The organism is Curtobacterium sp. MCLR17_054 (assembly GCF_003234335.2).
GTDB classification, from domain to species: Bacteria; Actinomycetota; Actinomycetes; order Actinomycetales; family Microbacteriaceae; genus Curtobacterium; species Curtobacterium flaccumfaciens.
Genome location: NZ_CP126263.1, coordinates 2,670,662 through 2,694,595, shown reverse-complemented (window position 1 = coordinate 2,694,595; position 23,934 = coordinate 2,670,662). Strand labels below are relative to the sequence as shown.

Below are 23,934 nucleotides of genomic sequence, written 5' to 3'. Positions count from 1 at the left end.
TTGACCGCCGACAAAAGTGCTCGTAGTGTGACGATCGGTCAGTGACGACCGCACCATCTCGACGAGGAGAACCCCTGGTGACCCAACCGCTCTCGGTCCAGCTCTACACGGTCCGCGATGCCCTCAGTGCCGATCTGCCCGGCACCCTGCAGCGCATCGCCGACATCGGCTACACGAACGTCGAGGCCTTCGGCTTCGTCGACAACGCCGACGAACTCGCCGCCGCCCTCCGCGACGCCGGCCTCGCCGCCCCGAGCGGCCACGCCCGTCTGCTGGACGCCGGCGAGCAGGACCTCGAGCGCATCTTCCACGCCTCCACCACCCTCGGCTTCGGGACCCTCATCGACCCGCACATCGATGAGTCCCGCTGGACCACCCGCGAGGACGTCGAGGCGATCGCCCGCGAACTCAGCGCCCTCGCCCCGCGCGCCGCCGACCACGGTCTGGTGCTCGGCTACCACAACCACGCGTTCGAGTTCTCGAACCGCATCGATGGCGTCAGCGCCTACGAGGTCTTCGCCGACGCCCTGTCCGACGACGTCGTGCTCGAGCTCGACACCTACTGGGTGCAGGTCGGCGGGGACGACCCGGTCGCGGTCATCGGCAAGTACGGCGACAAGGTCCAGTTCCTGCACGTCAAGGACGGCGACGGCTCGCACGACGACAAGCAGCAGGTTGCCGTCGGCAACGGCATCATGCCGATCCGCGACATCATCGCCGCGGCGCCCGACGCACTGCACGTCGTCGAGCTCGACGACCACGAGGGTGACGTCTTCCAGGCCGTCGCCGACTCCTACACGTTCCTCGAGGGGGCCCGCGCATGACCGACACCACGACCGCCGCTGCGACGGCGACCGACAGCACCACCCGCACCGGCCCGGTCGGCGTCGGTGTCATCGGCGCCGGGGTCATCTCGGACCAGTACCTGTCGAACCTCACCGTCTTCCCCGACGTGACCGTCCGCTTCATCGCCGACATCGACCTGCCGCGCGCCGCCGCCCAGGCCGAGAAGTGGGGCGTCCCCGGATCGGGCACCGTCGAGGAGCTCCTGGCCGACGACGACATCGAGATCGTCGTGAACCTGACGATCCCGGCCGCCCACGTCGAGGTCGCGCTGAAGGCCCTGGCCGCCGGCAAGCACGTCTGGGGCGAGAAGCCCTACGCCCTCGACCGTGCCAGCGCCGCGGAGCTCCGCGACGCCGCGGCCGCCGCGGGCAAGACCGTCAGCGTCGCCCCGGACACGTTCCTCGGCGCCGGCCTGCAGACCGCGCTCCGCACCATCCGCGAGGGCCGCATCGGGACGCCCCTGAACGGCCTGACGCTCTTCCAGAGCCCCGGACCCGAGTCGTGGCACCCGAGCCCCGAGTTCCTCTTCGCGTACGGTGCCGGTCCGCTGTTCGACATCGGCCCGTACTACATCACCACCCTCGTCCAGACGTTCGGACCGGTGAAGAAGGTCACGGCCACCGCGTCGAAGTCCCGCGCCACCCGCACCATCGGTTCCGGACCGAAGGCCGGCACCGAGTTCCCGGTGGACGTCCCGACGAACCACTCCGCGCTGATCGAGTTCGAGAACGGCGGGAGTGCGCAGAGCGTGTTCTCGTTCGAGTCCGACCGCGGCCGCACCGGCTTCGTCGAGATCGCGGGGGAGACCGGCACCGTCGTGTTCCCCGACCCGAACAACTTCGACGGCGACACCGAGCTGTACGCCCTCGGTTCCGAGGAGCCCGAGACGATCCCCGCGGTCGGCTCCACCTACTCGCGGGGCACCGGCGTGGTCGACCTGGCCCGCTCGCTGCGTGCCGGCGACGAGAACCGCGTCCCCGGTGCGCTCGCCTTCCACGTCCTCGACGTGATGGTCTCCATCGCCGAGGCGGCAGAACGTGGCGAGGCGGTGCTCGTCGAGAGCACCGTGTCGCCCTCCCCGACCCTCCCCGAGGGCTGGGACCCCGCGGAACGCACCCTGGCCTGACCGCCGGGGCGCTGCCCGCAACCCACAGCAGCACCCGACCAGCACCATCCGCAGCACCAGCTCCACCTCTGCACCATCCCCTGCACCATCTCAACGACGAGAAAGTAGAGAGTCATGCGCACTGCCATCCGCGCACTGGCCATCACCGCGGCCGCCGCACTCACCGTGTCCGGCCTCGCAGCCTGCTCCTCCGGATCGTCCGGCGACTCCGGCGACTCCAAGACGCTCACCTACTGGGCGTCCAACCAGGGCACGTCCCTGCAGAACGACAAGGAGGTGCTGACCCCCGTCCTCAAGAAGTTCACCAAGGAGACCGGGATCAAGGTCGACCTCCAGGTCATCGGCTGGAACGACCTGCAGAACAAGATCCAGACCGCCGTCACCTCGGGCCAGGGCCCGGACGTCGTCAACATCGGCAACACCTGGGCGACCTCGCTCCAGGCCACCGGCGCCTTCCAGGAGTTCGGTGACGCCGAGATGAAGGCGATCGGCGGCGAGGACAAGTTCGGCAAGGTCGCCCTGTCCACCGGTGGCGCGCCCGACAAGACGGTCACGAGCGTCCCGCTCTACGGCCTCGCCTACGGCCTGTACTACAACAAGAAGATGCTGTCGGACGCCGGCATCACCCCGCCCACCACGTGGGAGGAGATGGTCTCGGCCGCCGAGAAGCTGACCAAGGGTGACACCTACGGCTTCAGCCTCGCGGGCGGTTCGTACACCGAGAACTCGCACTTCGCGTTCATCAACTCGGCGCAGAACGGTGGCGAGTGGTTCGACAAGGACGGCAAGCCGACCTTCACCTCGAAGGCCAACGTCGACGGCATCAAGCGCTACCTCGACCTCATGCAGGACGCGAAGGTCGCCAACCCGTCGAACGCGCAGTACGACAACGCCACGCAGTCCACCACGGACTTCGCGAAGAAGAAGGCCGCGTTCATCCTCAACCAGAACAACGCGAACGCGACCATCGAATCGCTCGGCATGAAGTCGTCCGAGTACGGCGTCGTGGCGCTGCCCGCCCCGAGCGGTGGCGAGCAGATCGCGTCGTTCCCGGCCGGCATCAACCTGTCGGTGTTCAAGAACACGAAGAACAAGGACGGCGCGCTCAAGTTCGTCAAGTACATGACGAGCATGGACACGCAGACGACGCTGGACAAGCCGTACTCGGCTCTGCCGGTGCTCGCCGAGGCTGCTGACTCCGTCACGGACGAGCAGACGAAGACGTTCCTCGACATCTACAACAACAAGGCGAAGCCGCTCCCGCTGGTGCCCGCCGAGGACCAGTTCGAGTCCACGGTCGGCAAGGCGATGAACGACATGTTCGCCAAGATCGCGACCGGTTCCAAGGTCTCCGAGGCCGACATCAAGTCGGCACTGCAGACCGCCCAGGACCAGGTGTCCCAGGCCGCCGGTTGATCCACCCTGGAGGCCCGGGTCGCGTCCGACGGACGCGCCCGGGCCTCCGCCCCTGACGCTCCAGGGCCGACCATCCGTCGGCCGTGAGGCACACGCCCCGGAGCCGACCACGCGTCGGCCGTGCGGCTGACGCCCCACGCACCCCGCGCCTCCCGGCCGCTGCCACGGCCGCGCGGACCGCACCTGCACGCCCCTCCTGCCGAAAGGCCCCACCAGATGTCCACGACGGTCCTGCCCGACTCGGAGCGCATCGACCTGACGCACACGAAGGCCCCGACGATGTCGGGCCGTCCGCCAGGTCGCAAGCGCAAGACCCACTGGCTGCCCTACGCGCTCGTCGCGCCGGCCATCCTGTTCGAGCTGCTCATCCACATCGTCCCGATGCTCACCGGCATCTGGATCTCGTTCATCCAGCTCACCAAGTACTTCATCGCGAACTGGGGTGCCGCGCCCTTCGCCGGGTTCCGGAACTACCAGGTCGTCGTCGACTTCGACCAGGCGATCGGCCGCGGAGTCCTCAACTCGTTCCTCATCACGTGTGCCTTCACGGTCCTCGTGGTCGGGCTCTCCTGGACCTTCGGCATGGCCGCAGCCGTCGCGCTGCAGAAGCCGTTCGCCGGACGCGGGCTCTTCCGCACCCTGTTCCTCGTGCCCTACGCGCTGCCGATGTACGCCGGCGTCATCACCTGGAAGTTCATGTTCCAGCGGGACTCGGGGGCCCTGAACCACCTGCTCGTCGACCAACTCGGGCTGTTCGGCGGCAACGCCCCGTTCTGGCTCATCGGCAACAACGCGTTCGTGGCCGTCGTCGTCGTGGCGATCTGGAAGACCTGGCCGTTCGCGTTCCTGATGCTCATGGCCGGCCTGCAGTCGGTGCCGAACGACGTGTACGAGGCCGCCTCGGTCGACGGTGCCAAGCCGTTCCGCCAGTGGCGCTCGATCACGCTGCCGATGGTCCGCCCCGTCAACGTGACGCTCGTGCTCGTGATGTTCCTGTGGACGTTCAACGACTTCAACACGCCGTTCGTGCTGTTCGGCTCGACCGCGCAGCCACCCGCCGCGGACCTGCTGAGCTTCCACATCTACAACGCGTCGTTCATCACCTGGAACTTCGGTTCCGGTGCCGCGATGAGCGTCCTGCTCCTGCTCTTCCTGCTCGTCGTCACCGGCATCTACCTCGCCGTGACCAACCGGAGGTCCGTCCGTGCGTGAGACAACTGGCGCCAAGTCCTTCAAGATCATCACCCTGGTCGTCCTGACGTTGTTCACGGTCGTGCCGCTCTACGTGATGATCACCACGGCCATCAAGCCCCTCGGCGACGTGCAGGACAACTTCACGTGGATCCCGTCGCGGATCACCTTCCAGCCGTTCATCGACATGTGGTCGACGGTGCCGCTCGGTCGGTACTTCATCAACTCGCTCGTGGTCTGCACGGTGGCGACGGTGTTCTCGCTGATCATCGCGACGTTCGCCGCCTACGGTGTCTCGCGCTGGAACTTCAAGGGCAAGAGCACCTTCACCACCGCGGTGCTCTCCACGCAGATGTTCCCCGGCGTGCTGTTCCTGCTGCCGCTGTTCCTGATCTTCACGAACCTCGGCAACTCCCTCGGCATCCAGCTCGTCGGGTCGTGGCTCGGCCTGATCATCACGTACCTGACGTTCACGCTCCCGTTCTCGATCTGGATGCTGGCCGGGTACTTCGAGACCATCCCGCGCGAACTCGACGAGGCCGCGATGGTCGACGGTTCGGGCCCGATGGGTGCGCTGTTCCGGGTCATCCTGCCGTCGGCCCGTCCGGGTCTGGTGGCGGTGGGGATCTACTCGTTCATGACGGCCTGGGGTGAGGTCCTCTTCGCCTCGGTCATGACGAACGGCCTCGGCTCGACCCTGGCGGTCGGTCTGCAGCAGTACTCGACGCAGACGAACGTGTACTGGAACCAGGTCATGGCGGCGTCGCTCGTCGTGTCGATCCCGGTCGTGGCCGCGTTCCTCGTGGTCCAGCGCCAGTTCGTCGCCGGCCTGACCGCGGGTGCCGTGAAGTAGGCGGAGCCTTTCCGCACGGCCTCCTTCCGCCGTGCCCTTTCCGCAAGACACCGGTGTTCGCGCTCGACGCCCCCGCATCACGGGGTGTGCAGCGTGGACACCGGTGTTTTGCCGTTCCCCACCCGACGACCCACCGACCCCGACCACACGACGACCGACAGGATGGAACCATGAGCGACGAGACCCGCGGGCGGCAGCTGCTGCCCGGACAGACCAGCCGCGTGCACGTGTACGACGTCGAGTCCCGCACCTCGCGGCTCGTGTTCGAGTCCGCGACGGTGCTCGTCGAGGCGCCGAACGTCCTGGACGCCGAGACCCTGGTGCTCAACGGCGACGGCGACCTGTGGCTGCTGCGACTGCCGTCGGCCGACAGTGGCACCGACACCGTGCTCGACGAGACGGCGCTCGTGCCGGTGCCGATGGACGGCGTCGACGAGATCAACAACGACCACGTGCTCGACCCGTCCGGCAGCTCCATCGTGGTGAGCGCCCGCGACGGCGAGCTGTACCGCGTTCCGCTGCCCGAGGGCGGCCCCGCGACCCAGATCACCGACGTCGCGTCCGCCCTGCCCACCAAACGGAAGTTCTACCTGCACGGCATCGCCCCCGACGGCAGCGCCCTCGCCGCCATCGTGGGGGAACTGTCCGAGGACGGCGTCTGGACGACCGACGTCGCGATGGTCGACCCGGAGACCGGCGAGCCGACGTTCGTCACCCGGGACGAGCACCCCGACGACGGCTGCACCATCAGTCCGGCCGGCGGGATCCTGCTCTGGAACACCGAGCGGTTCACCCCCGGCACCGCGCAGCTTGCCGTGCGCTGGCCCGGGCACGACAGCCCCGTCCGCCTGACGAACGACGACCGGGTGAACTGGTTCCCGCACCTGTCCCCGGACGCCGCACACCTGCTCTACCTGTCGTACGAGCCCGGCGTGCAGGGCCACCCGGCCGACCACCGCGTCGAGCTGCGCCTGCTGCCGGGGTCGCTCGTCCGCGGCGCACGGATCGCGGTCCAGCCCGAGACCCTGGTGGCCCTCGACGGCGGGCAGGGGACGGTCAACGTGCCGCCGTGGGCCCCGGACTCGACGTGGTTCGCGTACTGCGACTACCCGGTGGCGGGGTAGCGGCGCCGTCTTCACGCGCTGAGCGACAGTCCACGCGCTCCTGGAGGCGTGGACTGTCGCTCAGCGCGAAACGTGAGCCGAGGCCCCGCGCACCTGCCCGCCCCGCTAGACCTCGCGCACCTGCCCCTGCTTGATGTGCAGGCGCCGCTCGGCACGCTTCGCGACCCACGAGTCGTGCGTGACGATGACGACGGTCAGCCCGCGCTCCCGCCACTGCTTCTCGATGAGCGCCATGATCTCGTCGCGGGTCGACTCGTCGAGTGCACCCGTCGGCTCGTCGGCGAGCAGCACGCTCGGGTTCTTCACCAGCGCCCGGGCGATCGCCACGCGCTGCTGCTGTCCGCCGGACAGCTCGGCCGGCAGGTGCTCCATCCGCTCACCCAGACCGACCTCGCGGAGCGCGGCGACCGCACGCTCGCGGACCTCGCTCCGCGACCGGTTCGCGAGCGACCCCGCGAACGCCGTCTCGACGTTCTCGAGCGCCGTCAGCGTCGGGATCAGGTTGAAGCTCTGGAACACGAAGCCGATCTCGGTCGCCCGCAGGTCGGTCAGCGCGCCGTCGCCGAGCTTCGCCACGTCGCGGTCGCCACCGAGGTGGATCGACCCGGCACTCGGCCGGTCGAGCGCTCCGAGCATCTGCAGCAGGGTCGACTTCCCGCCGCCGGTCGGCCCCTGGACGGCCACGAGCTGCCCCTGCGGGATCGTCAGGTGGACGTTCGTCAGGGCGGTGACGGTCCGGTTCTTCTGCTTGTAGGTCTTGCTGACGTTCGTCAGCCGGTACATCGGACTGGAGGCACGGCTCGCCTCCGCCTCGCCGGTCGCGGTGTCGGTGCTGGTCACGGTTGCTCCTGTCGTCGGTTCGGTCGTGTCGGTGCGGCCGGGCATCAGGCCACGCTCCGGAGCGCCTCGGCCGGACGGAGCCGGCTCGCACGCCAGCCGCCGAGCGCGCCGGCGATGAGGCCGCCGAGGATCGCGAGGCCGATCGCCAGCAGGATGATCTCGACGGTCACCGGGGCGTGCAGGACCACGTCGGTCGTCGACGCGGTGCTCGCGCCGCCGCCGAAGCCTCCTGCCGGCGCACCGCCCGTCGTGCCGCTGCCCGCGGCCGCGGTCGCTGCGCCGCCGGGCATGCCGCCACCGCCACCGGCACCCCCGCCGGTCGTGCTCGAGGCGCTCGCCGAGATCGTCGGGCTGATGACGTTCACGACGAGGATGCCGATCAGGCCGGCCGCGGCGCCGAGCACGCCGCCGATCAGGCCCTGCACCAGGGACTCACCGGCCACCTGTCGGGTGATGCGGCCGTTCGACCAGCCGATCGCCTTGAGGGTCCCGAACTCGCGGGTGCGGCGGGTCACGCCGGAGATCGTGAAGAGGATCGCGATGAGGAACGCCGCGGCGAGCACCACGATCGACAGCCACTTGCCGAGGTTCGAGACCAGGCTCGACGCGGTGCTGAGCGACCCGGACACGCTCGAGGCCAGGTCGGCCTCGGTGGAGACGGTGGCGCTCGTCAGCTTCGCCTGCAGAGCGGACTTGATCGTGCTGACGTCGGACGAGGACTCAGCGGAGACGTAGATCGAGGTGACCTTGCCGTCGAGGTCGGCCAGCGCTTGCGCGGTGTCGAGCGGGATGTAGGTGTTCGAGCCCGTGGTCGAGGCCGAGCCGGTGGAGCTCACGATGCCGATGACGGTGAAGTCGGTGCCGCCGATGTCGACCGTGTCACCGACCGCCTTCGACTCGCTCTTCGCGTACGACGCATCGAGCACGACGACGTCCTTGCCCGCGTCCTTCGCGGCGAAGGTGCGCCCCTTCGTGAGCTCGGTGCTCGTGAGCGGACCGACCGTCGCGCCGGACACCGGGATGCCGGTCACCGTGAACGAGTCGACGCTGAACGACCCACCGCCGAACCCGCCGCCACCGCCGGTGTCCCCGCTCGGCGGGCCCTGCTGGGTGGTGCTGTCGCTGCTGGAGTCGCTGCTGCTGTCCGTGCTGCTGTCGTCGGTCGACTGCTGCTGGACCTGGCCGGAGAACGTGCTGTTCTCGAGGGTCAGCACACCGGTCGCGGCCTTGACGCCGTCGGTGCTCGTGATCGTGGACAGGTTCGCGGCGTTCAGGGTGCTCGTGCCGCGCGCGACCGCGAGCCGGGACTGCGACAGGTCGGTCGAGCCGCTGTCGTCGTCGCTGTCGCCCTGGCTGCCGAAGTCGAAGCTCGGACGCCCGCCGTTCGTCGACGCCGTCGCGGTCTTGGTGACGGTGATGTCGGTGCCGACGCCGTAGACGGACTGCAGGACGCTCGACTGCGCTGCCTGCACGCCACCCGAGATCGACGACACGATCACCACGAGGGCGATGGCCAGGGCCATCCCGATCGCGATGATGACCGTCTGCTTCTTGCGGTTCGTGAGTTCGCGCCTGAGGTAGGTCAGGAACATGGTTCTCCTCGGTGGTGGCCGGCTGGGGTCACCGGCCGCGCAGAGCACGCGGCGGGGCCGACGGAGGAGAAGCTAGGCAGGGTTGTTGTGGCGAGCACTGCTGCTTCCGATGAACCGTGTAAGCGAATCCATGTCGATTGCCGACACGTGATATTCTGCATATGTGACGATGGTTCGGAGTGGGGTGTTCAGCATCGCCGGAACCACGTTCCGGGCTTCCGTGCAGATCGTCTCGAACGTGGTCGTGGCCCGCGTGCTGGGGCCGGACGCCTACGGTCTCGCCGCAGCGGTCCTCGCGCTCGGTGTCGTCCTCGAGCTGGTACGGAACAGTGGGTTCGCCGCGGTCGTCCTCCGCTCCGGTGTCCATCCGGCGGACGTCCACGTCGCGCTCCACCGCGCCAGTGCCGCGACGGGGCTCCTGCTGGGGGGTCTCGTCGCCGTCGCTGGACTCCTGGTCCGCGGGGCGTTGCCGTCGTCGCCCTCCGGTGGACTGCTCCTCGCGGTCGCGGTGGCCTTCCCGCTCGCCGGCTTCGTCGCCGTCCCGATCGCCGCGATGGTGCGCGACCACGAGATGGGGCGGGTCGCACTCGTCGAGTCGATCGCCGTGGTGCTCGGTTCCGTCGTGTCGATCGGTCTCGCACTCGCCGGCGCCGGCCCCGTCGCGATGGTGTCGCAGGTGGTGGCCGTGTGGGCCGTCATCACGGTCGGCGTCGTCGTCCTGCGTCGGGTTCCCCGCGGCGCTGCGGCATCGTGGCGATCGGTCCGGACCATGGCCGCGCTCGCGCGGGACGTGTCGTTGGTCCAGGTGGTCTCACTCGTCGCGCGGGCGGGTGACCGCGTGCTGGTGGCCGTGCTCTTCGGCCCGGCGGCATCCGGCCTGTACGTCCAGGCCATGCAGCTGATGACCCTGCCACTGGACCAGATCGGGGCGGCTGTCCAGCGCATCGCGATCCCGGCGATGGTCGGCGTCGACGCCGTCGTGCTCCGCAACCGGTTCCGACGACTCGTCGGCACGGTGACGCTCCTGGCCTGGCCGGTCCTCGCCGTACTCGGAGTGCTCGCCGACCCGATCGTCCGCCTGCTGTTCGGGGTCGAGTGGCTCGGCTCGGCCGCGCTCTTGCCGTTCCTCGTCGTCGCGGGCGGAGCGCAGGCGCTCGGGTTCGCTGCCGTCTGGTACTTCATCGCCAGCGGCCGTTCAGGGCGACAGGTCCGCTGGGCACTGGTCACCCAGCCGGCCGTCGTCGGTGCCCTCGTGCTCGGCACCGTCTGGGGGCCGACGGGCATGGCCGCGGCGTACGCGATCGCCTGTACCTGTCTCGTGGTGCCGGCCTTCCTGGTGGCGACGCGGGGCTCCGGACTGCGGGTGCGCGACCTCGGCCTCCCCGTCCTCCCCGCAGCTGCGGCCACGAGCGCTGCGGTCCTCGTCTCGGCCACGGTCCGGGGCAGCGTCGGTGCTGATCCCATCGGCTCCGTGCTCCTGCCCGGCCTCCTCGGAGCGCTGGCGGCGCTGCTCGTCGCCCTCGTGTTCCCCGACGTCCGGTCGGCCCTGCCCCGTCGGCGCCGTCGACCTCCCCGTTCCCGTCCCAGGAAGGCGCTCGCTCGTGGCCCAGTTCCCTGATCCCGTCACCCCGGTCCCACCCGTACGGACGGCCGTCATCCCCGCTGCCGGCCGGGGTACCCGACTCGGTCGCCTGACGCGTGCGATCCCGAAGGAGCTGCTGCCACTCGGCGACCGGCCGACCCTGGACATCGTGGTCGACGAACTGATCGACGCCGGGATCGACCGCATCGTCCTCGTCACGCGGTCGGACAAGACGGGGCTGAACGACTACGTCACGGACGTCCTCCGGCCGGAAGCCCGAGCTCGTGGCATCGAGCTGGAGACCTGTCTCCAGACCGCCGGGCCGGGCAACGGGGGAGCGATCCTGTCGGCTGCGACACGGGTGCACGACGAGTCCTTCCTCGTGCTCTGGGGTGACGAGGTCGTCTTCGGCGAGAACCGCAGCGCCGTCGTCCTCGACCGTCACCGCAGCACCGGACTCCCCGTCATCGCTGTCGTGCGGGCGCCTCGTGCGGCACTCCAGCGCTGCGGTGTCGCTCGCGTGGACCCCGGCGGGAGGGTCGTGGAACTCGTCGAGAAGCCGGTCGACCCACCCGTCGACGGGCTCGCTTCGGTCGGCGGGTACGTGGTCACGCCCGCGGTGCTCGGTGCGCTCCGCGACGTCGCCCCCGCGGCCGACGGGGAGCTCTACCTCAGTGCTGCGCTCGGGGCGCTCGCACTCGGCGGCGGCGTGCAGGCCGCGGAGATCCACGGCGACTGGCACGAGACCGGGTCGATCGACGGCTACACGGCCGCGTTCGCCGCAGCGGTTGCCATCACACGTTGATATTTTGCATGTGCAATAGGTATGCTGGCTGTCGTCATCGAACGAAAGACAGCCATGCTCACCACCACAGCCCCTGACCTGCGGGCCGCCGCGCAGATCGTCGAGGCGTACTCCGTCCAGATCGACCGGTTCGCCCGTCGGTTCCCCGTCGACGAGATCGCGCGCATCGCGGCCGTGCTCGTCGACGCGCACCGCGACGGACGCTCGGTCTACGTCTTCGGCAACGGGGCCTGCGCGGCGTTGGCGAGCCACATGGCGGCCGACCTCGCGAAGAGCCTGGCTCCGACCCGGCAGGCCGACCCACTCGCTCCGGTCGCCGAGCGGCTCCGGATCCTCGCACTGACCGACAACGCAGCCATGATGACCGCCGTCGGCAACGACTTCGACTACGACGACGTCTTTCTCGAGCAGCTGCGGGTCCTCATGCGCACCGGGGACGTCGTGTTCGGCCTCAGCGCCTCCGGGGGGTCCACCAACGTGCTGCGCGCGCTCGACTTTGCCCGCGACCGCGGCGCCGTCACACTCGCCTTCACCGGGGCGATGCAGGCACTCCCACCGATCCTCGACGTCGTCGACGTGGCCGCCGTGGTGCCGTCCTGCGACATCGACGTCATCGAGGACTTCCACGTCGCGTACCACCACGCGCTCACCAGGGCCTTCGTCGCCGGCGTCCAGGTCGCTCGCTCGTGATCATCGCTCGTTCACCGCTCCGCGTCTCCTTCTTCGGCGGGGGCAGCGACCTCCCCGCGTACTTCTCCGAGCAGCCCGGGTGTGTGGTCAGCACCACGATCGACCTCGCCGTCGAGACCGTCATCCGGCCCCGTGCACGTGGCGGGATCCGCGTCGCGACCGACGGTGTGCAGACGGTGGACACCCCGGCAGCCATCGAGCACGACTTCGTGCGCGAAGCCCTGCTGCACGACACCCCGGCGGTCCCGGTCGACGTCTCGATCCACTCCGACGTCCGGAGCTCCGGTACCGGCCTCGGGACATCGGGCGCGGTCGTCACCAGCCTGGTCGCGGGGCTGGCGGCACTCCGCGGTGTCGACCTCGAGCCGAGCGCGCTCGCCGCCACGGCCAGTGAGATCGAGATGATCCGGTGCGCGCGTCCGGTGGGGCTGCAGGACCAGACCGCGTCCGCCCACGGGGGACTCCGTCGGTACGACTTCGACACCGACGGTTCGACGATCGCGACGTCGATCGACATGCCGGCCAAGGCCCGACACGAACTCGAGTCGTCGCTCGTGCTGGTCGACACCCTCATCGGGCGGGATGCCGGGAAGCAACTCGGCCGCCAGGCCCGCACGATGTCGCAGCCGGGCGGAACGCGGGACCGCGTGACGCGGATGGTGGAGCTCGCCCGGGTGATGGGCGACGAGCTCGCCACCGGCCGCACGGACTCCTTCGGCCCCGCACTGCACGAGGCATGGATGCTCAAGGCCGAGGTGCTCGGAACGACAGCGAGCCCCGTCATCGACCTGTACGAGCACGGTCGCACGCTCGGGGCCACCGGCGGGAAGCTGCTCGGTGCCGGCGGTGGCGGACACATGCTGTTCGTCGTGCCCCCGTCCGAGCGTGCTGCGTTCGTCCGTGCCCTCGGTCCCGAACGGGTCGTCCCCTTCGCCTTCTCGGAGACCGGGACCCGTGTCCGTCTCGCGTGACCGCCACCGGTCGCTGGAACGGCACTCCGAACGGCCGCTCGACGGCGTCGACGCACTCTTCCTCGACCGGGACGGCGTGCTCGTCGTCGACCACGGGCACGTCGGGTCGCTCGATCGCACCGAGCTCGTCCCCGACGCGATCGAAGCGGCCGCGAGGGCCTGGCGCGACGGTGTCCCGGTGGTCGTCGTGACGAACCAAAGCGGCATCGCCCGAGGCTGGTACGACTGGTCCGGTTTCGACACCGTGAACGGGCACATCCGCCGAGCCATGCAGTCCCACGGCGCGGACGTCGACGTGATCGTCGGGAGTGCTCGGCTGCCCGGCGACCCGGACCCCTGGCGGAAGCCCGGACCCGGGATGGTCCTGGCGGCGGCAGCAGCGTTCGGCATCCGGCTCGCCGGATCGTGGATCGTCGGCGACCGGCCGTCCGACCTCGCCTGCGGTCGGGCCGCCGGGCTCGCCGGCGGTGTCCTCGTCGGTGACCTCCACGCCACGGGCGTGCCCCCTGCCGCCGGGATCACCACGGCGGCCACGATGATCGGCGCGACGGCCGGTCGACGGGACCCCGCACGATGAGCGGCGTCGCACCGCAGCCCACGGTCGGCGTCGTCATCCCGGTCGGGCAGCGCACCACCGTCGAGCTCGGCCCGCAGTTCGCGGCACTCGCCCGGCAGACGTGGACCGGACCCGTCGAGATCGTGGTCAGCTGCAACGGTGAACCCCGCCACCTGGTCGACGCGCGCATCGCGGCCGTGACGTGGCCGAGCGGCTGGACGGTCCGTTCCATCGACTCGTCGGCGATCCGAGGCGCTGCCCCGGCACGGAACGCCGGCTGGCGGGCGCTCCGTGCCGACCTCGTGCTGTTCTGCGACGCTGACGACGTCGTCGCTGACTCCTGGATCGAGGGGATGGTCCGGGGGTTGGCTGACGCCGGTGTCTGCACGGGGCCGCTGCTGCACGACGCACTGAACGATCCGTGGATGTGGGAAGCGCCCGAGCAGGGATGGCCGATCGTGCGGTTCGGGCACCTCCCGCACACGTCCGCTGCCAACCTCGGCATGCGGCGCACCGTCCTCGAGGCCACCGGTGGGTTCGACACGTCGCTCGGTGCCGCCGAGGACATCGACCTGGCATGGCGTGCGACGTACCTCGGGTTCCCGACGCACTTCGAGCCGTCCGCGTCGGTGCAGTACCGGCTCCGCCGAGGCACGCGGGAGCTGTTCCGGAACAACCGGCACTACGCTCGCTGGGACCGCGTCCTCGTCGACAAGCACCGAGCGCACGGTGCCGCCTGGCGCCCGCGCGAGGTCCTCCGTCACCTCCTCGCCACCGGGTGGGCGCTCGTCCGGGCTCCGTTCGGCCGGCGGCGACGACGTGCTGCGGCGATCCGCCTCGGGACGGTCGCCGGCTGGGTGGAGCGTTGGACCGGTCGGCGACCGACCTCCACCTAGGGCGGTCAGCCGACGTCGCCGTACCGCTGGCGCAGGTGCTCCGCGTAGCCGCCGGGGGTCCGGCCGGCGAAGCGCCCGCTCGTCACCACGGGCAGGTCGACGGTGGCGTCCACCCGGAAGCCGAGCGCCCGCGCCCGGGCCACCAGCCGCGCGTCCTCGTGCTCCGGCACGGGGTCGAACCCGCCGAGGCTGACGTACGCCGCGGCGAGCACGCCGAGGTTCGCGCCGTGCACGTGGCCGAGGGCAGCACCGGGCGGGTGCGCCAGCGTCCAGCGGTCGAGCACCGCGGGCGCAAGGTCGTCCGGGTCGGGCACGACGGCGCCGACGAGTACGTGCGCACCAGCGGTGAGGGCGTCGGACTGCTGGACGAGCCACCGCTCGTGCACGCGCGAATCGGCGTCGGTGTGGGCGAGCCACCGGGCAGCCGGGTCGCCGTCGTGCACACGGAGCGCGTGCGTCGCCCCGATGGTCCGTGCCCGACCGACCCCGACACGGTCCGTGGTCAGGACGTCGATCGGGTACCGATCGACCACCGAAGCGGTGCCGTCCGTGCAGCCGTCGAGCACCACCGTGACGGCGGCGTCGAATCCGGGTCGCTCCTCGGCGAGCCGGTCGACGGCCACCAGGAGCGCGTCGAGGCACGCGGCGATCCGGTCCGCCTCGTCGTGCGCGGGGACGACGACGTCGATGCGTGCACGCGGTTCCGGTCCGGTCACCGGATGATCCCCTCGGCCCGGGCCACCGAGGTGACCGCCGGGCCGGGCAGGACGCTCAGGACGAAGTCCTCCTCCACGTGCCGGAGCAGGGCGGGACGCGGCCACCGTTCGGTCAGCCGTGCGTCCACCGCGTTACCGCTCGACACGGCTTCATCGTCGGGGTGCCGCCAGTGACAGGCCACGAGCACGCCGTCGTCGTCGAGTGACCCGAGCACACGGTCGATCGTCGCGTCGAGGTCGGCTGGTGACAGGTAGTACCCGACCTCGGACATCACCACCAGGTCCCAGCGCCCGTCCGGCCACTCCGCCGGCAGGGCAGCCTGCACGAACCGAGCGGTCGGGGCGCGGCGGGCAGCACGCTCCAGCGGCGCCGCCGAGATGTCGGTGCCGAGGACGTCGTCCGCGCGGTCGGCGAGGGCAGCGGTCAGGACCCCGGTCGCGCAGCCGAGCTCGAGCGCCGACCGGTAGCGCGGGCGGGGGAGCGCCGCCAGCGTCACGGCACGCTTGCGCTGCTCGTACCAGGACCCGTCGAAGTCCCACCCCTCGGGCTTCCGGTCGTAGTGGGCGTCGAACGACTCGCGCGACCGCGACGCGGCGGACCCAGGCACGAAGAACCACTCCGTCGTCCGCAGGTGGTGGGCGGCGTGCCGGTCGTCGACGATCGCCTCGTCTCCCGGTGCAGGCGACAGGGGCCGGGTCTGCGACGGGTAGGCATCGAGGGCGGCACGCTTCCGGGCGACGAGGTCGTCGGGCAGCGCGAGGGCCCGGACGTCGTCCCACGGGGCGAGGGAGTGGTCCGGGTCGTCCCAGTGCCAGGCCCAGATCGGGTACGCGAGCAGGTCGACGTCGGGGGCGCTCGCCGCGGCGGCCTCGGCGACCTCGCCCGCGATGCGGTGGTCGCGGTGCCCGTCCCCACGCCACGGCGCGACGAGCAGCACGGGGCGGGCGGCACCGGCGAGCACGGTGTCCAGGCTCTCGACGACACGGTCTCGGTGTTCACGGGTCGCGCCGTCCGGGATCCCCACCGAGGTTGACGTCACGTCGGGGTGCAGGGTGCGCAGGGCCACCACGAACTCGTCGTCGCGGGCGGCGGCGAGTGCGTCCGGGGTCGTCGTGGGGGAGTCCGGGTGGGAGCGCTCGCCGCGGGTGAGGAGCAGCACGTGCACGGGGATGCCGACCGCTGCAGCGGCCGCGATCAGCCCACCGGCGCCGAGGGTCTCGTCGTCGGGGTGGGGCGCGACGACCACCACCGACCCGGTACCGGCCAGGTCGATCGCCGGTGCGTCCAGGCCGTCGAGGAATCCCGTCCACGCCGCCGGGTCGGTGCCCGGCTCGCGGTGGTCGAAGCTCACCACGCGACACCGCCCCGCTCGAGCACCATCCGGCCGATGCGGGCGAGGTCCCGCGCGCCGTGGTCCTGCAGGACGTAGAGCTCGAGGTCGGCGACCCGCGCGGCGACTGCGGGGTCGGCGGTCAGTGGAGCCGGGCCGATCGTCGAGACCACCCGCTCGCGCACGGCGTCGACCGAACGGCGCACCCGCGACCGGACGGTCTGGGCGAGCAACCGCCAGTCGGTGTCGTCGGAGGCCGGGTCGGAGTCGTCGATCCGGGCGGCGGCGTCGGCGAGGGCGTCCTCCGCGTCGGCGAGGTCGGCCACGGTGGCGCCAAGGGCGGCCTGCAGCAGCTCGGACTCCGGGTGCGCCGACGCGGTGTCACGGAGCACCCGGGCGAGCCCGACCGCACCGCCCCACCAGCAGGCCGCGACGCCGATGCCGCCCCAGGCGAAGCCCGGGCGTCGCAGGTACCAGCCGGGCGCCCCGACGGGTCGTGCCCGGACGCCGTCGAAGTCGACCGGACCGCTCGGCACGTCCGGCATGCCTCGTGCGGCCCAGGCCTCGTCGTGCGCGGTGACCCCGGGCTGTCGCAGGTCCACGGCGACGAGGACCCGCTCGTCGCCCAGGTGCGCGGTGACCAGGGCGTGCGAGAGCGTCGAGGCGAGCGAGCACCAGGGCTTCGTGCCGCGCAGCAGGACCGTGCCGTCGTGCTGTGGTGCGGCGTCGAGTCGGAGGCCCGGCCCCTCGGCCGCGAAGACGCCCCAGGTCGAGCCGTCCGGGGCGTCGACCCCGGCCTGCGCGAGGATCCCGAGCGCGTCCAGGTGCGGCTCGACGGTGCGGGCGGTGGCGACGTCCGCCGCGGCGACCGCGGCGAGCGTGCCGAAGAACCCGCCGGCCGTACCGGCGGACAGGGGTGGGGTGGTGGCGGCGACCGCCCGCGCGACCGTCAGGCGGTCCGTCGGTGGCGAGCCGGGCCTCCCGGTCGTCCGTTCGATCCGCGCGGTGTCCAGGTGCCGGGCCGACGGGGGCCAGGCTGCAGATCGCAACATGCTCCCAACGTACGGAGCGGCAGACGTGGACGCGTCCTCGATCCACAGAACGCACTGGGCCGCGCCACAGACGACTCATAGGAACTTCTCGATACTCGAAGACGTGACCATCTCCCAGCCCGCAGCAGCCCCGCGCCTCACGCGTGCCGACGGAACCCCGTTGCGCATCCTGGTCGTCGACGACGAAGCCAGCCTCACCGACCTGTTGTCCATGGCACTCCGCTACGAGGGCTGGGACGTCAAGAGCGCGAACGGCGGGCAGGACGCCCTGACGACCGCGCGGGAGTTCAAGCCCGACGCGATGGTGCTCGACGTGATGATGCCGGACCTCGACGGGTTGCAGGTGCTGAGCCGGCTGCGGCAGAACAACGACGACACCCCGGTGCTGTTCCTCACCGCGAAGGACTCCGTCGAGGACCGCGTGACCGGGCTCACCGCGGGCGGCGACGACTACGTCACCAAGCCGTTCTCCCTCGAGGAGGTCGTGGCGCGGCTGCGTGGGCTCATCCGCCGCTCGCAGATCTCGATCTCCGAGGCCGGGGACTCCCGTATCGTCGTCGGCGACCTGGTGCTCGACGAGGAGTCGTACGAGGTGCACCGCGCCGGCCGCCCGATCGAACTGACCGCCACCGAGTTCGAGCTGCTCCGCTTCCTGATGCGGAACCCCCGTCGCGTGCTCTCGAAGGCGCAGATCCTGGACCGGGTGTGGTCGTACGACTTCGGCGGCAAGTCGTCGGTCGTCGAGATCTACATCTCCTACCTGCGCAAGAAGATCGACGCCGGTGAGACCCCGATGATCCACACGGTGCGCGGCGTCGGGTACGTCATCAAGCCGACCTCGTGACCCTGCGGCGCCGGCTCGTCCTGAGCATCGTCGCCCTCGTCGTCGCCGTCAGCGCGGTGATCGGGGCGGCCAGCATCATCGCGCTCTTCTCGATCCAGACCAGCGCGATCGACAAGCAGATCACGAGCGCCACCCACCGGGCGCAGCGGTACCTGCAGCAGAACCAGTCGGGGCAGCCGAGCATCGACCTGTCCCGGCCGTCCGGGCAGGCCGCCGGCACCCTGACGGCGTACTTCGTCGACGGGCAGGTCGTCATCGCGAACGTGCTCGACGACTACGGCCGCCCGAGCGGGGTCCCGCAGACGAGCGCCGAGGCACTGGGGTCCGTCCGTGTGGACGCCGACCCGGAGACGATCGACCTCGGCTCTGACGTCGGGCGGTACCGCCTCGCCGCCGTCAACGTCGGCCCGGCCGTCCTGGTCGTGGGACTCCCGATGGCCCCCGTCTACGACAGCGTCTGGAAGCTCTTCGGGGTCGTCCTCTCCGTCGTGGCGACCGCACTGGTCGCCGGTTCGGTCGTCGCCGCGTTCGTGGTCCGACAGTCGCTCCGGCCGCTCGAGCGCGTCGCCGAGACCGCGTCCACCGTCGCGCGCATGCCGCTCGACCGCAGCGACGCCCTCGACGGTGTCCGCGTGCCCGACACCGACCCCCGCACCGAGGTCGGCCGGGTCGGCAGCGCGTTCAACCGCATGCTGGGGCACATCGGCAGTGCGATGCAGGCGCGGGAACGCTCGGAGCAGAAGGTGCGGCAGTTCGTCGCCGACGCCTCGCACGAGCTCCGGACCCCGCTCGCCTCGGTGCGCGGGTACGCCGAGCTCACCCGGCGCATGGGCGGCGACCTGCCGAAGGACGTCGTCTACGCGATGAGCCGGATCGAGTCCGAGTCCATCCGGATGACCTCGATGGTGGAGGACCTGCTGCTCCTCGCCCGGCTCGACGAAGGCCGCGAGATCCAGTTCGCCGAGGTCGACCTGACCGGACTGGTGCTCGACGCCGTGAACGACGCCCACGCCGCCTCGCCCGAACACCCCATCGAGGTCGACGTCCCGCCGGAGCCGGTCACCATCACGGGCGACGCCGCACGCCTGCACCAGGTCATCGTCAACCTCGTCACCAACGCCCGGACCCACACGCCCGAGGGCACCCGCATCACGGTGGGTCTCTCCCCGGTCGACGGCGGCGTGGACCTGACCGTGCGCGACACCGGTCAGGGGATCGACCCGGAGTTCCTGCCGAAGCTGTTCGAGCGCTTCGCCCGGGCGGACAGTTCGCGCTCCCGCACGGTCGGGTCGACCGGCCTGGGGCTCGCCATCGTGGACGCGGTCGTGCAGGCGCACGGCGGCCGGGTCGAGGTCACGAGCGAGCCGGGGGACACCGTGTTCACGGTGCACCTGCCCCGCGAGCCGGCTGCGGCTGCCACCGGGGCCGGGGCCGGGGCCGTGGCTGTCGCGTCGTCGTCGGCTGACCCTGCCGGGTCCGCGGACTGGTCGGCGACACCCGCTGCGGTGGACCGTACCCACTGACGGACGGGAGGCGCGGGGCGGGACCGCCCCGCGCCTCCCGACCGCTGTTTGGTCTCGTCCACGGCATCTGCTACTGTTCTCGAAGCCAAAGACCGCCGGATGTCGTGCTGCTCGCAACGTGTTTGTGAACATCGTGACCGAAGGTCCTCACTCGTGAGGCATCCCGCGCAGGTGTTCCGAACCACTCCCACCATCTGGTGAGAGCAGCTCCGAGCCTCTGCGCCGGAGCTTTTTTCGTTCGTGGACCTGGGGCTGCCGGCAAGACCCCCAAGGAGAACCATGGCGAACAAGGAAGCTGCGGTCGCCGAGCTCACGGAGTCCTTCCGTAGCTCGAACGCCGTTCTGCTCACCGAGTACCGCGGTCTCACGGTCGCGCAGCTCAAGGAGCTCCGCAACTCGATCCGTGAGCACGCCACGTACGCCGTGGTGAAGAACACGCTGACCAAGATCGCGGCGAACAACGCCGGCATCTCGTCGTTCGACGACGAGCTCGCCGGTCCGTCCGCTCTCGCCTTCGTCCACGGTGACACCGTCGCCGTCGCGAAGTCGCTGCGTGCATTCGCCAAGGCGAACCCCGAGCTCGTGGTGAAGGGCGGTTACTTCGACGGTAACCCGCTCACCGCGACCGAGGTGGACAAGCTCGCCGACCTCGAGTCCCGTGAAGTGCTGCTCGGCAAGCTCGCCGGCGCACTCAAGGCCTCGCTGTTCGGTGCTGCGTACCTGTTCCAGGCACCCCTCTCGCAGGCCGTCCGCACCGTGGACGCCCTTCGCGAGAAGCAGGAGTCCGCGGCCTGATCAGGCTCGCGTTCATCAACCACACGTACTAGCTAGTAGTAGGAGAAAATCATGGCGAAGCTTTCGCAGGACGAGCTCATCGAGGCCTTCAAGGAGCTCACGCTCATCGAGCTCTCGGACTTCGTGAAGAAGTTCGAAGAGGTCTTCGAGGTCACCGCGGCCGCCCCGGTCGCCGCTGCCGCCCCCGCCGGCGCAGCTGCTCCGGCCGAGGCCGCTGAGGAGAAGACCGAGTTCGACGTCATCCTCAAGTCCGCTGGTGACAAGAAGATCCAGGTCATCAAGGAGGTCCGTGGCCTGACGTCGCTCGGCCTCGGTGAGGCCAAGGCGCTCGTCGAGACCGCCGACGCCAAGATCCTCGAGGGTGCGAACAAGGAGACCGCCGACAAGGCGAAGGCGACCCTCGAGGCCGCTGGCGCCACGATCGAGCTCGCGTAGTCTCGACCGTTCCGGTCACGAAGGCCGCTGCCCCTCGGGGCGGCGGCCTTCGTCGTGTGCGGGGCGTTGCCTGGCGGCTTCGCGCGGCGACGTTTCGCGCTGACCGACACTTCACGCGCGCTCTGGTCCGTGAAGTGTCGGCCAGCGCGTGAGCTCGTACAGCTCAGATGAGGACGCCGTGCGAGCGGAAGAGCGCAACGAGGCGGTCGGGCTCGACGAGGTGCCACCAGGTCACGCGGATGACGGCCCTGACTGCGGGGAGCGCACGAAGCCGGTCCTCACGACGTTTTTCGGCCCAGAGGACGTCCGCGGGATCGCGCCCCTGCAGCATCGACGGGTCGACGTACTTCTGCCGGCCGTCGAACTCGACGACGACGCCGAGCGACGGGAACCAGAAGTCGACGCGGTCGACGGTGCCGTCGCGGTGACGGAACTCGACCTGCGGCTCGCACGACGGGAGCCCGACCTGCACGAACCGGATCGCAGCGAACGATTCGCCGACGGACTCGTGCCGCGCATCGAGCGCCGAGAGGACCGTCTCGGCGTGCACCGAGCCGCGTGCAGGACGGACGGGGACCACGCCGCGGAGGTCGTCCAGCGCGAGCACCCCCAGGCGGACGGCGGCATCGACGGCCACGGCGGCGACGTGGGGCAGCCCCGTCGTGATGAGCGCCGTCGCGGTGTCCAGGGGAGCCGTGACCGGTACGCCGTCGAACGCCGTGGCAGCCGTCCGCGGCGTCGGACCGCTCGGATGTCGGACGAGACCGGCTCGGTGCTGGATGACCGGGACAGCCGGGTCGACCACGTGGACCCGATCGGGTGCGTCCCCGACCAGTGGCCAGCCGTGGATCAGCGCGGCGGTGACGTGGGAGAACACCGAGCCACGACGCAGCCGTGGCGCGATCGCCCGTGCTCGGGCGAGGTGCTGGCCGACGGAGCTCAGCGCGTTCCACTCGTCGGTCGCGATGTACACGCCCGCGAGGAGGCGGACCAGCGACCCCGAGGTGTGCCGGCGTTGCAGGAGTCTCGCGTTGGTCGGGTCCTGTCCGGTGGCACGGAGCAGGTGCGGGCGGTGGGTGCTCTCGTTCATGCCGTGATGTTCGTCGTCGTCCGCAGCCGACGGTGTCGCGACGGGACATCTGTGGACGACGTGGTCTCGACGTGGCAGCTGTGGACGAGGAACCGCGTCGCGAGTTCACGCGCTCACCGACAGTTTGCGGGCGACGGCGCGCGTGAAGTGTCGGTGAGCGCGTGAGGTCGGCGCGGGCGGGCGGGCGGGGCGGTGCGGCGCGGGCGCGTCAGCGCAGGGTGCTGTGGCGGCGGCCGTAGGCCAGGTAGAGCAGGGCGCCGGCGACCATCCAGATGCCGAAGGCGATCCAGGTGGTGGTGCCGAGGAACACCGCGAGCAGCACGCAGCTCAGGGTGCCGAGGATCGGCACGACGGGGAACAGCGGCACCCGGTACGACCGCTCCAGGTCGGGCTGCGAGCGGCGGAGCACGATGACGGACACGTTCACCAGGGCGAAGGCGACGAGGGTGCCGATGCTCGTGGCGTCAGCGAGTTCCCCGAGGGGCACGAGCGCGGCGACGATGGTCACGGCGATCCCGATGATGAGCGTGTTCGCGATCGGGGTGCCGGTGCGTCGGGAGACCCGGCCGAAGACCTTCGGCACCAGACCGTCGCGGGACATCGTGAGCAGGATGCGGGTCTGGCCGTACAGGACGGTGAGCACGACGCTGGCGATGGCGACGACGGCGCCGATCGAGAACACGAGGGCGACGAGCGGCTGCCCCGTGACGTCGACGACGATGCGGACGAGCGACGCCTCGGAGGACGAGAACGCGGTCCACGAGCGGGCCCCGACGGCGGCGATCGCGACGAGGATGTACAGCGCGGTGATGAGCGCGATGGAGCCGATGATCGCCCGGGGCAGGTCGCGGCGGGGGTTCTTCGCCTCTTCACCCGCGGTCGAGGCGGCGTCGAAGCCGATGTACGAGAAGAAGAGCCGTGACGCGGCGGCGGTGACCCCGGCGGCGCCCATCGGGGCCAGCGGCTCGAAGTTCTGCGCCCGGAACGCCGTGAACGCCACGACGACGAAGAAGACCAGCAGGGCGATCTTCACGATCACCATGACGGTGTTCACCCAGGCGCTCTCGCGGGCACCGGGCAGCAGCACGGCGGTGGCGAGCAGGACCAGGACCGCCGCGGGCAGGTTGACCACGCCGCCGTCGACCGGGGGAGCGGCGAGTGCGGTGGGCAGGTGCAGTCCGAACACGCGGAGGGTCTCGTCGACGTACTCGCTGGCACCGACGGCGACCGCGGCCACCGAGACGGCGTACTCGAGCACGAGGCACCAGCCGCAGATCCAGGCGATGCCCTCGCCCATCGTGGCGTAGGTGTACGAGTAGCTGGACCCCGAGGTCGGGACGGCGCCCGCCATCTCGGCGTACGACAGCGCGGACAGCAGCGCGGCGATCCCCGCGACGACGAACGAGATCCAGACGGCGGGACCGGCGAGCGGGACCGCGGTGCCGAGGACGACCAGGATGCCGGTGCCGAGCGTGGCCCCGACGCTGATCATCGTCAGCTGCCAGACCCCGAGCGACCGACGGAGCGGTTCCCCGTTCACACCGCGGGAGGCTTCGGCCTGCAGCTGCTCGATCGGCTTGCGGCGGGCGAGCTGTGCCCCCAGGGACGTGGGACGTGACGGCGCGGACGACATGGGACCTCGGTGGTGCGGGGACGGGGA

The 23,934-nt window shown here is 70.7% G+C and carries 23 protein-coding genes; 16 read left to right on the top strand and 7 right to left on the bottom strand.

The features are described from left to right. Positions 1–77 precede the first annotated feature (77 nt). From DEJ08_RS12675 to DEJ08_RS12650, 6 genes are all read left to right on the top strand, one after another. Positions 78–824, top strand: a complete 747-nt coding sequence (locus tag DEJ08_RS12675) for a sugar phosphate isomerase/epimerase family protein (protein ID WP_071406322.1) — start codon at positions 78–80, stop codon at positions 822–824. Beyond that, positions 821–1,972, top strand: coding sequence for a Gfo/Idh/MocA family protein (locus tag DEJ08_RS12670; RefSeq protein ID WP_111054364.1), 1,152 nt, complete (start codon positions 821–823; stop codon positions 1,970–1,972). The genes DEJ08_RS12675 and DEJ08_RS12670 overlap by 4 nt, the downstream gene beginning before the upstream one ends. A 114-nt stretch (positions 1,973–2,086) precedes the next feature. Then, entirely contained in the window at positions 2,087–3,388 is a 1,302-nt protein-coding gene (locus tag DEJ08_RS12665; RefSeq protein ID WP_111038092.1) for an ABC transporter substrate-binding protein, read from the top strand. Positions 3,389–3,604: 216 nt separating this feature from the next. Continuing rightward, the gene (locus DEJ08_RS12660; protein ID WP_017888646.1) at positions 3,605–4,600 is read left to right on the top strand and encodes a carbohydrate ABC transporter permease; all 996 of its coding nucleotides are present in this window, start codon (positions 3,605–3,607) and stop codon (positions 4,598–4,600) included. Continuing rightward, entirely contained in the window at positions 4,593–5,432 is an 840-nt protein-coding gene (locus DEJ08_RS12655; protein WP_071406325.1) for a carbohydrate ABC transporter permease, read from the top strand. Before DEJ08_RS12660 ends, DEJ08_RS12655 begins: the two co-directional genes overlap by 8 nt. A 170-nt stretch (positions 5,433–5,602) precedes the next feature. Further along, positions 5,603–6,556, top strand: coding sequence for a TolB family protein (locus DEJ08_RS12650; protein ID WP_111054363.1), 954 nt, complete (start codon positions 5,603–5,605; stop codon positions 6,554–6,556). A 105-nt stretch (positions 6,557–6,661) separates the two neighbouring features. Here the strand turns inward: DEJ08_RS12650 and DEJ08_RS12645 are convergent, their stop codons facing one another. Next, positions 6,662–7,339, bottom strand: a complete 678-nt coding sequence (locus DEJ08_RS12645) for an ABC transporter ATP-binding protein (RefSeq protein ID WP_027466375.1) — start codon at positions 7,337–7,339, stop codon at positions 6,662–6,664. 101 nt (positions 7,340–7,440) lie between these two features. Then, positions 7,441–8,988: an ABC transporter permease gene (locus DEJ08_RS12640; protein WP_071406327.1), complete on the bottom strand. Its 1,548-nt coding sequence runs from the start codon at positions 8,986–8,988 to the stop codon at positions 7,441–7,443. Positions 8,989–9,157: 169 nt separating this feature from the next. On the opposite strand from DEJ08_RS12640, the gene DEJ08_RS12635 reads away from it, so the two are divergent. The 6 genes from DEJ08_RS12635 to DEJ08_RS12610 are packed head-to-tail and all read left to right on the top strand — an operon-like array spanning position 9,158 to position 14,488. Further along, the gene (locus DEJ08_RS12635; RefSeq protein WP_258367041.1) at positions 9,158–10,606 is read left to right on the top strand and encodes an oligosaccharide flippase family protein; all 1,449 of its coding nucleotides are present in this window, start codon (positions 9,158–9,160) and stop codon (positions 10,604–10,606) included. Continuing rightward, positions 10,590–11,375: a sugar phosphate nucleotidyltransferase gene (locus tag DEJ08_RS12630; protein ID WP_181438970.1), complete on the top strand. Its 786-nt coding sequence runs from the start codon at positions 10,590–10,592 to the stop codon at positions 11,373–11,375. Before DEJ08_RS12635 ends, DEJ08_RS12630 begins: the two co-directional genes overlap by 17 nt. A gap of 54 nt (positions 11,376–11,429) precedes the next feature. Next, positions 11,430–12,065, top strand: coding sequence for a D-sedoheptulose-7-phosphate isomerase (locus tag DEJ08_RS12625; protein WP_181438396.1), 636 nt, complete (start codon positions 11,430–11,432; stop codon positions 12,063–12,065). Beyond that, positions 12,062–13,036, top strand: a complete 975-nt coding sequence (locus DEJ08_RS12620) for a GHMP family kinase ATP-binding protein (RefSeq protein ID WP_181436749.1) — start codon at positions 12,062–12,064, stop codon at positions 13,034–13,036. The genes DEJ08_RS12625 and DEJ08_RS12620 overlap by 4 nt, the downstream gene beginning before the upstream one ends. Beyond that, on the top strand, positions 13,020–13,613 hold the full coding sequence (locus tag DEJ08_RS12615; RefSeq protein WP_181436750.1) for a D-glycero-alpha-D-manno-heptose-1,7-bisphosphate 7-phosphatase: 594 nt from the start codon (positions 13,020–13,022) through the stop codon (positions 13,611–13,613). The genes DEJ08_RS12620 and DEJ08_RS12615 overlap by 17 nt, the downstream gene beginning before the upstream one ends. Further along, positions 13,610–14,488, top strand: a complete 879-nt coding sequence (locus DEJ08_RS12610; RefSeq protein ID WP_111054358.1) for a glycosyltransferase family 2 protein — start codon at positions 13,610–13,612, stop codon at positions 14,486–14,488. The genes DEJ08_RS12615 and DEJ08_RS12610 overlap by 4 nt, the downstream gene beginning before the upstream one ends. A 5-nt stretch (positions 14,489–14,493) precedes the next feature. Here DEJ08_RS12610 and DEJ08_RS12605 read toward each other — a convergent pair whose 3' ends face one another. From DEJ08_RS12605 to DEJ08_RS12595, 3 genes are read right to left on the bottom strand one after another with little or no spacing between them, the layout of a single operon-like run. Then, positions 14,494–15,204: a glycosyltransferase family 2 protein gene (locus DEJ08_RS12605; RefSeq protein WP_181438969.1), complete on the bottom strand. Its 711-nt coding sequence runs from the start codon at positions 15,202–15,204 to the stop codon at positions 14,494–14,496. After that, the gene (locus DEJ08_RS12600; RefSeq protein ID WP_258367036.1) at positions 15,201–16,556 is read right to left on the bottom strand and encodes a bifunctional PIG-L family deacetylase/class I SAM-dependent methyltransferase; all 1,356 of its coding nucleotides are present in this window, start codon (positions 16,554–16,556) and stop codon (positions 15,201–15,203) included. The genes DEJ08_RS12605 and DEJ08_RS12600 overlap by 4 nt, the downstream gene beginning before the upstream one ends. Beyond that, positions 16,553–17,587, bottom strand: coding sequence for an acyl-CoA dehydrogenase family protein (locus DEJ08_RS12595; RefSeq protein WP_111054355.1), 1,035 nt, complete (start codon positions 17,585–17,587; stop codon positions 16,553–16,555). The genes DEJ08_RS12600 and DEJ08_RS12595 overlap by 4 nt, the downstream gene beginning before the upstream one ends. A gap of 103 nt (positions 17,588–17,690) precedes the next feature. Between DEJ08_RS12595 and DEJ08_RS12590 the strand changes: the two genes are divergently transcribed. The 4 genes from DEJ08_RS12590 (at position 17,691) to rplL (ending at position 21,184) form a co-directional block, all read left to right on the top strand. Continuing rightward, the gene (locus tag DEJ08_RS12590; protein ID WP_017888661.1) at positions 17,691–18,431 is read left to right on the top strand and encodes a response regulator transcription factor; all 741 of its coding nucleotides are present in this window, start codon (positions 17,691–17,693) and stop codon (positions 18,429–18,431) included. Beyond that, positions 18,428–19,954 (top strand): sensor histidine kinase, encoded by a 1,527-nt coding sequence (locus DEJ08_RS12585; RefSeq protein ID WP_111054353.1) that lies wholly within the window; start codon positions 18,428–18,430, stop codon positions 19,952–19,954. Before DEJ08_RS12590 ends, DEJ08_RS12585 begins: the two co-directional genes overlap by 4 nt. Before the next feature lie 279 nt (positions 19,955–20,233). After that, positions 20,234–20,749 carry a 50S ribosomal protein L10 gene (gene rplJ, locus DEJ08_RS12580; protein ID WP_017888663.1) on the top strand — a complete coding sequence of 172 codons (516 nt, stop codon included), beginning with the start codon at positions 20,234–20,236 and terminating at the stop codon, positions 20,747–20,749. Positions 20,750–20,800: 51 nt separating this feature from the next. Further along, positions 20,801–21,184 (top strand): 50S ribosomal protein L7/L12, encoded by a 384-nt coding sequence (gene rplL, locus DEJ08_RS12575; RefSeq protein WP_027466380.1) that lies wholly within the window; start codon positions 20,801–20,803, stop codon positions 21,182–21,184. A gap of 163 nt (positions 21,185–21,347) precedes the next feature. Here the strand turns inward: rplL and DEJ08_RS12570 are convergent, their stop codons facing one another. After that, entirely contained in the window at positions 21,348–22,274 is a 927-nt protein-coding gene (locus tag DEJ08_RS12570; RefSeq protein ID WP_111054352.1) for a hypothetical protein, read from the bottom strand. Between the two features lie 208 nt (positions 22,275–22,482). Continuing rightward, on the bottom strand, positions 22,483–23,907 hold the full coding sequence (locus DEJ08_RS12565) for an amino acid permease (RefSeq protein WP_111054425.1): 1,425 nt from the start codon (positions 23,905–23,907) through the stop codon (positions 22,483–22,485). Between the last annotated feature and the right edge of the window lie 27 nt (positions 23,908–23,934).

Excerpts from the sequence above, each read along its gene's own strand:
- DEJ08_RS12670 (WP_111054364.1), top strand. The coding sequence starts at position 821 with ATGACCGACACCACGACCGCCGCTGCGACGGCGACCGACAGCACCACC.
- DEJ08_RS12665 (WP_111038092.1), top strand. The coding sequence starts at position 2,087 with ATGCGCACTGCCATCCGCGCACTGGCCATCACCGCGGCCGCCGCACTC.
- DEJ08_RS12660 (WP_017888646.1), top strand. The coding sequence starts at position 3,605 with ATGTCCACGACGGTCCTGCCCGACTCGGAGCGCATCGACCTGACGCAC.
- DEJ08_RS12650 (WP_111054363.1), top strand. The coding sequence starts at position 5,603 with ATGAGCGACGAGACCCGCGGGCGGCAGCTGCTGCCCGGACAGACCAGC.
- DEJ08_RS12645 (WP_027466375.1), bottom strand. The coding sequence starts at position 7,339 with ATGTACCGGCTGACGAACGTCAGCAAGACCTACAAGCAGAAGAACCGG.
- DEJ08_RS12640 (WP_071406327.1), bottom strand. The coding sequence starts at position 8,988 with ATGTTCCTGACCTACCTCAGGCGCGAACTCACGAACCGCAAGAAGCAG.
- DEJ08_RS12635 (WP_258367041.1), top strand. The coding sequence starts at position 9,158 with ATGGTTCGGAGTGGGGTGTTCAGCATCGCCGGAACCACGTTCCGGGCT.
- DEJ08_RS12625 (WP_181438396.1), top strand. The coding sequence starts at position 11,430 with ATGCTCACCACCACAGCCCCTGACCTGCGGGCCGCCGCGCAGATCGTC.
- DEJ08_RS12610 (WP_111054358.1), top strand. The coding sequence starts at position 13,610 with ATGAGCGGCGTCGCACCGCAGCCCACGGTCGGCGTCGTCATCCCGGTC.
- DEJ08_RS12595 (WP_111054355.1), bottom strand. The coding sequence starts at position 17,587 with ATGTTGCGATCTGCAGCCTGGCCCCCGTCGGCCCGGCACCTGGACACC.
- rplJ (WP_017888663.1), top strand. The coding sequence starts at position 20,234 with ATGGCGAACAAGGAAGCTGCGGTCGCCGAGCTCACGGAGTCCTTCCGT.
- rplL (WP_027466380.1), top strand. The coding sequence starts at position 20,801 with ATGGCGAAGCTTTCGCAGGACGAGCTCATCGAGGCCTTCAAGGAGCTC.
- DEJ08_RS12570 (WP_111054352.1), bottom strand. The coding sequence starts at position 22,274 with ATGAACGAGAGCACCCACCGCCCGCACCTGCTCCGTGCCACCGGACAG.
- DEJ08_RS12565 (WP_111054425.1), bottom strand. The coding sequence starts at position 23,907 with ATGTCGTCCGCGCCGTCACGTCCCACGTCCCTGGGGGCACAGCTCGCC.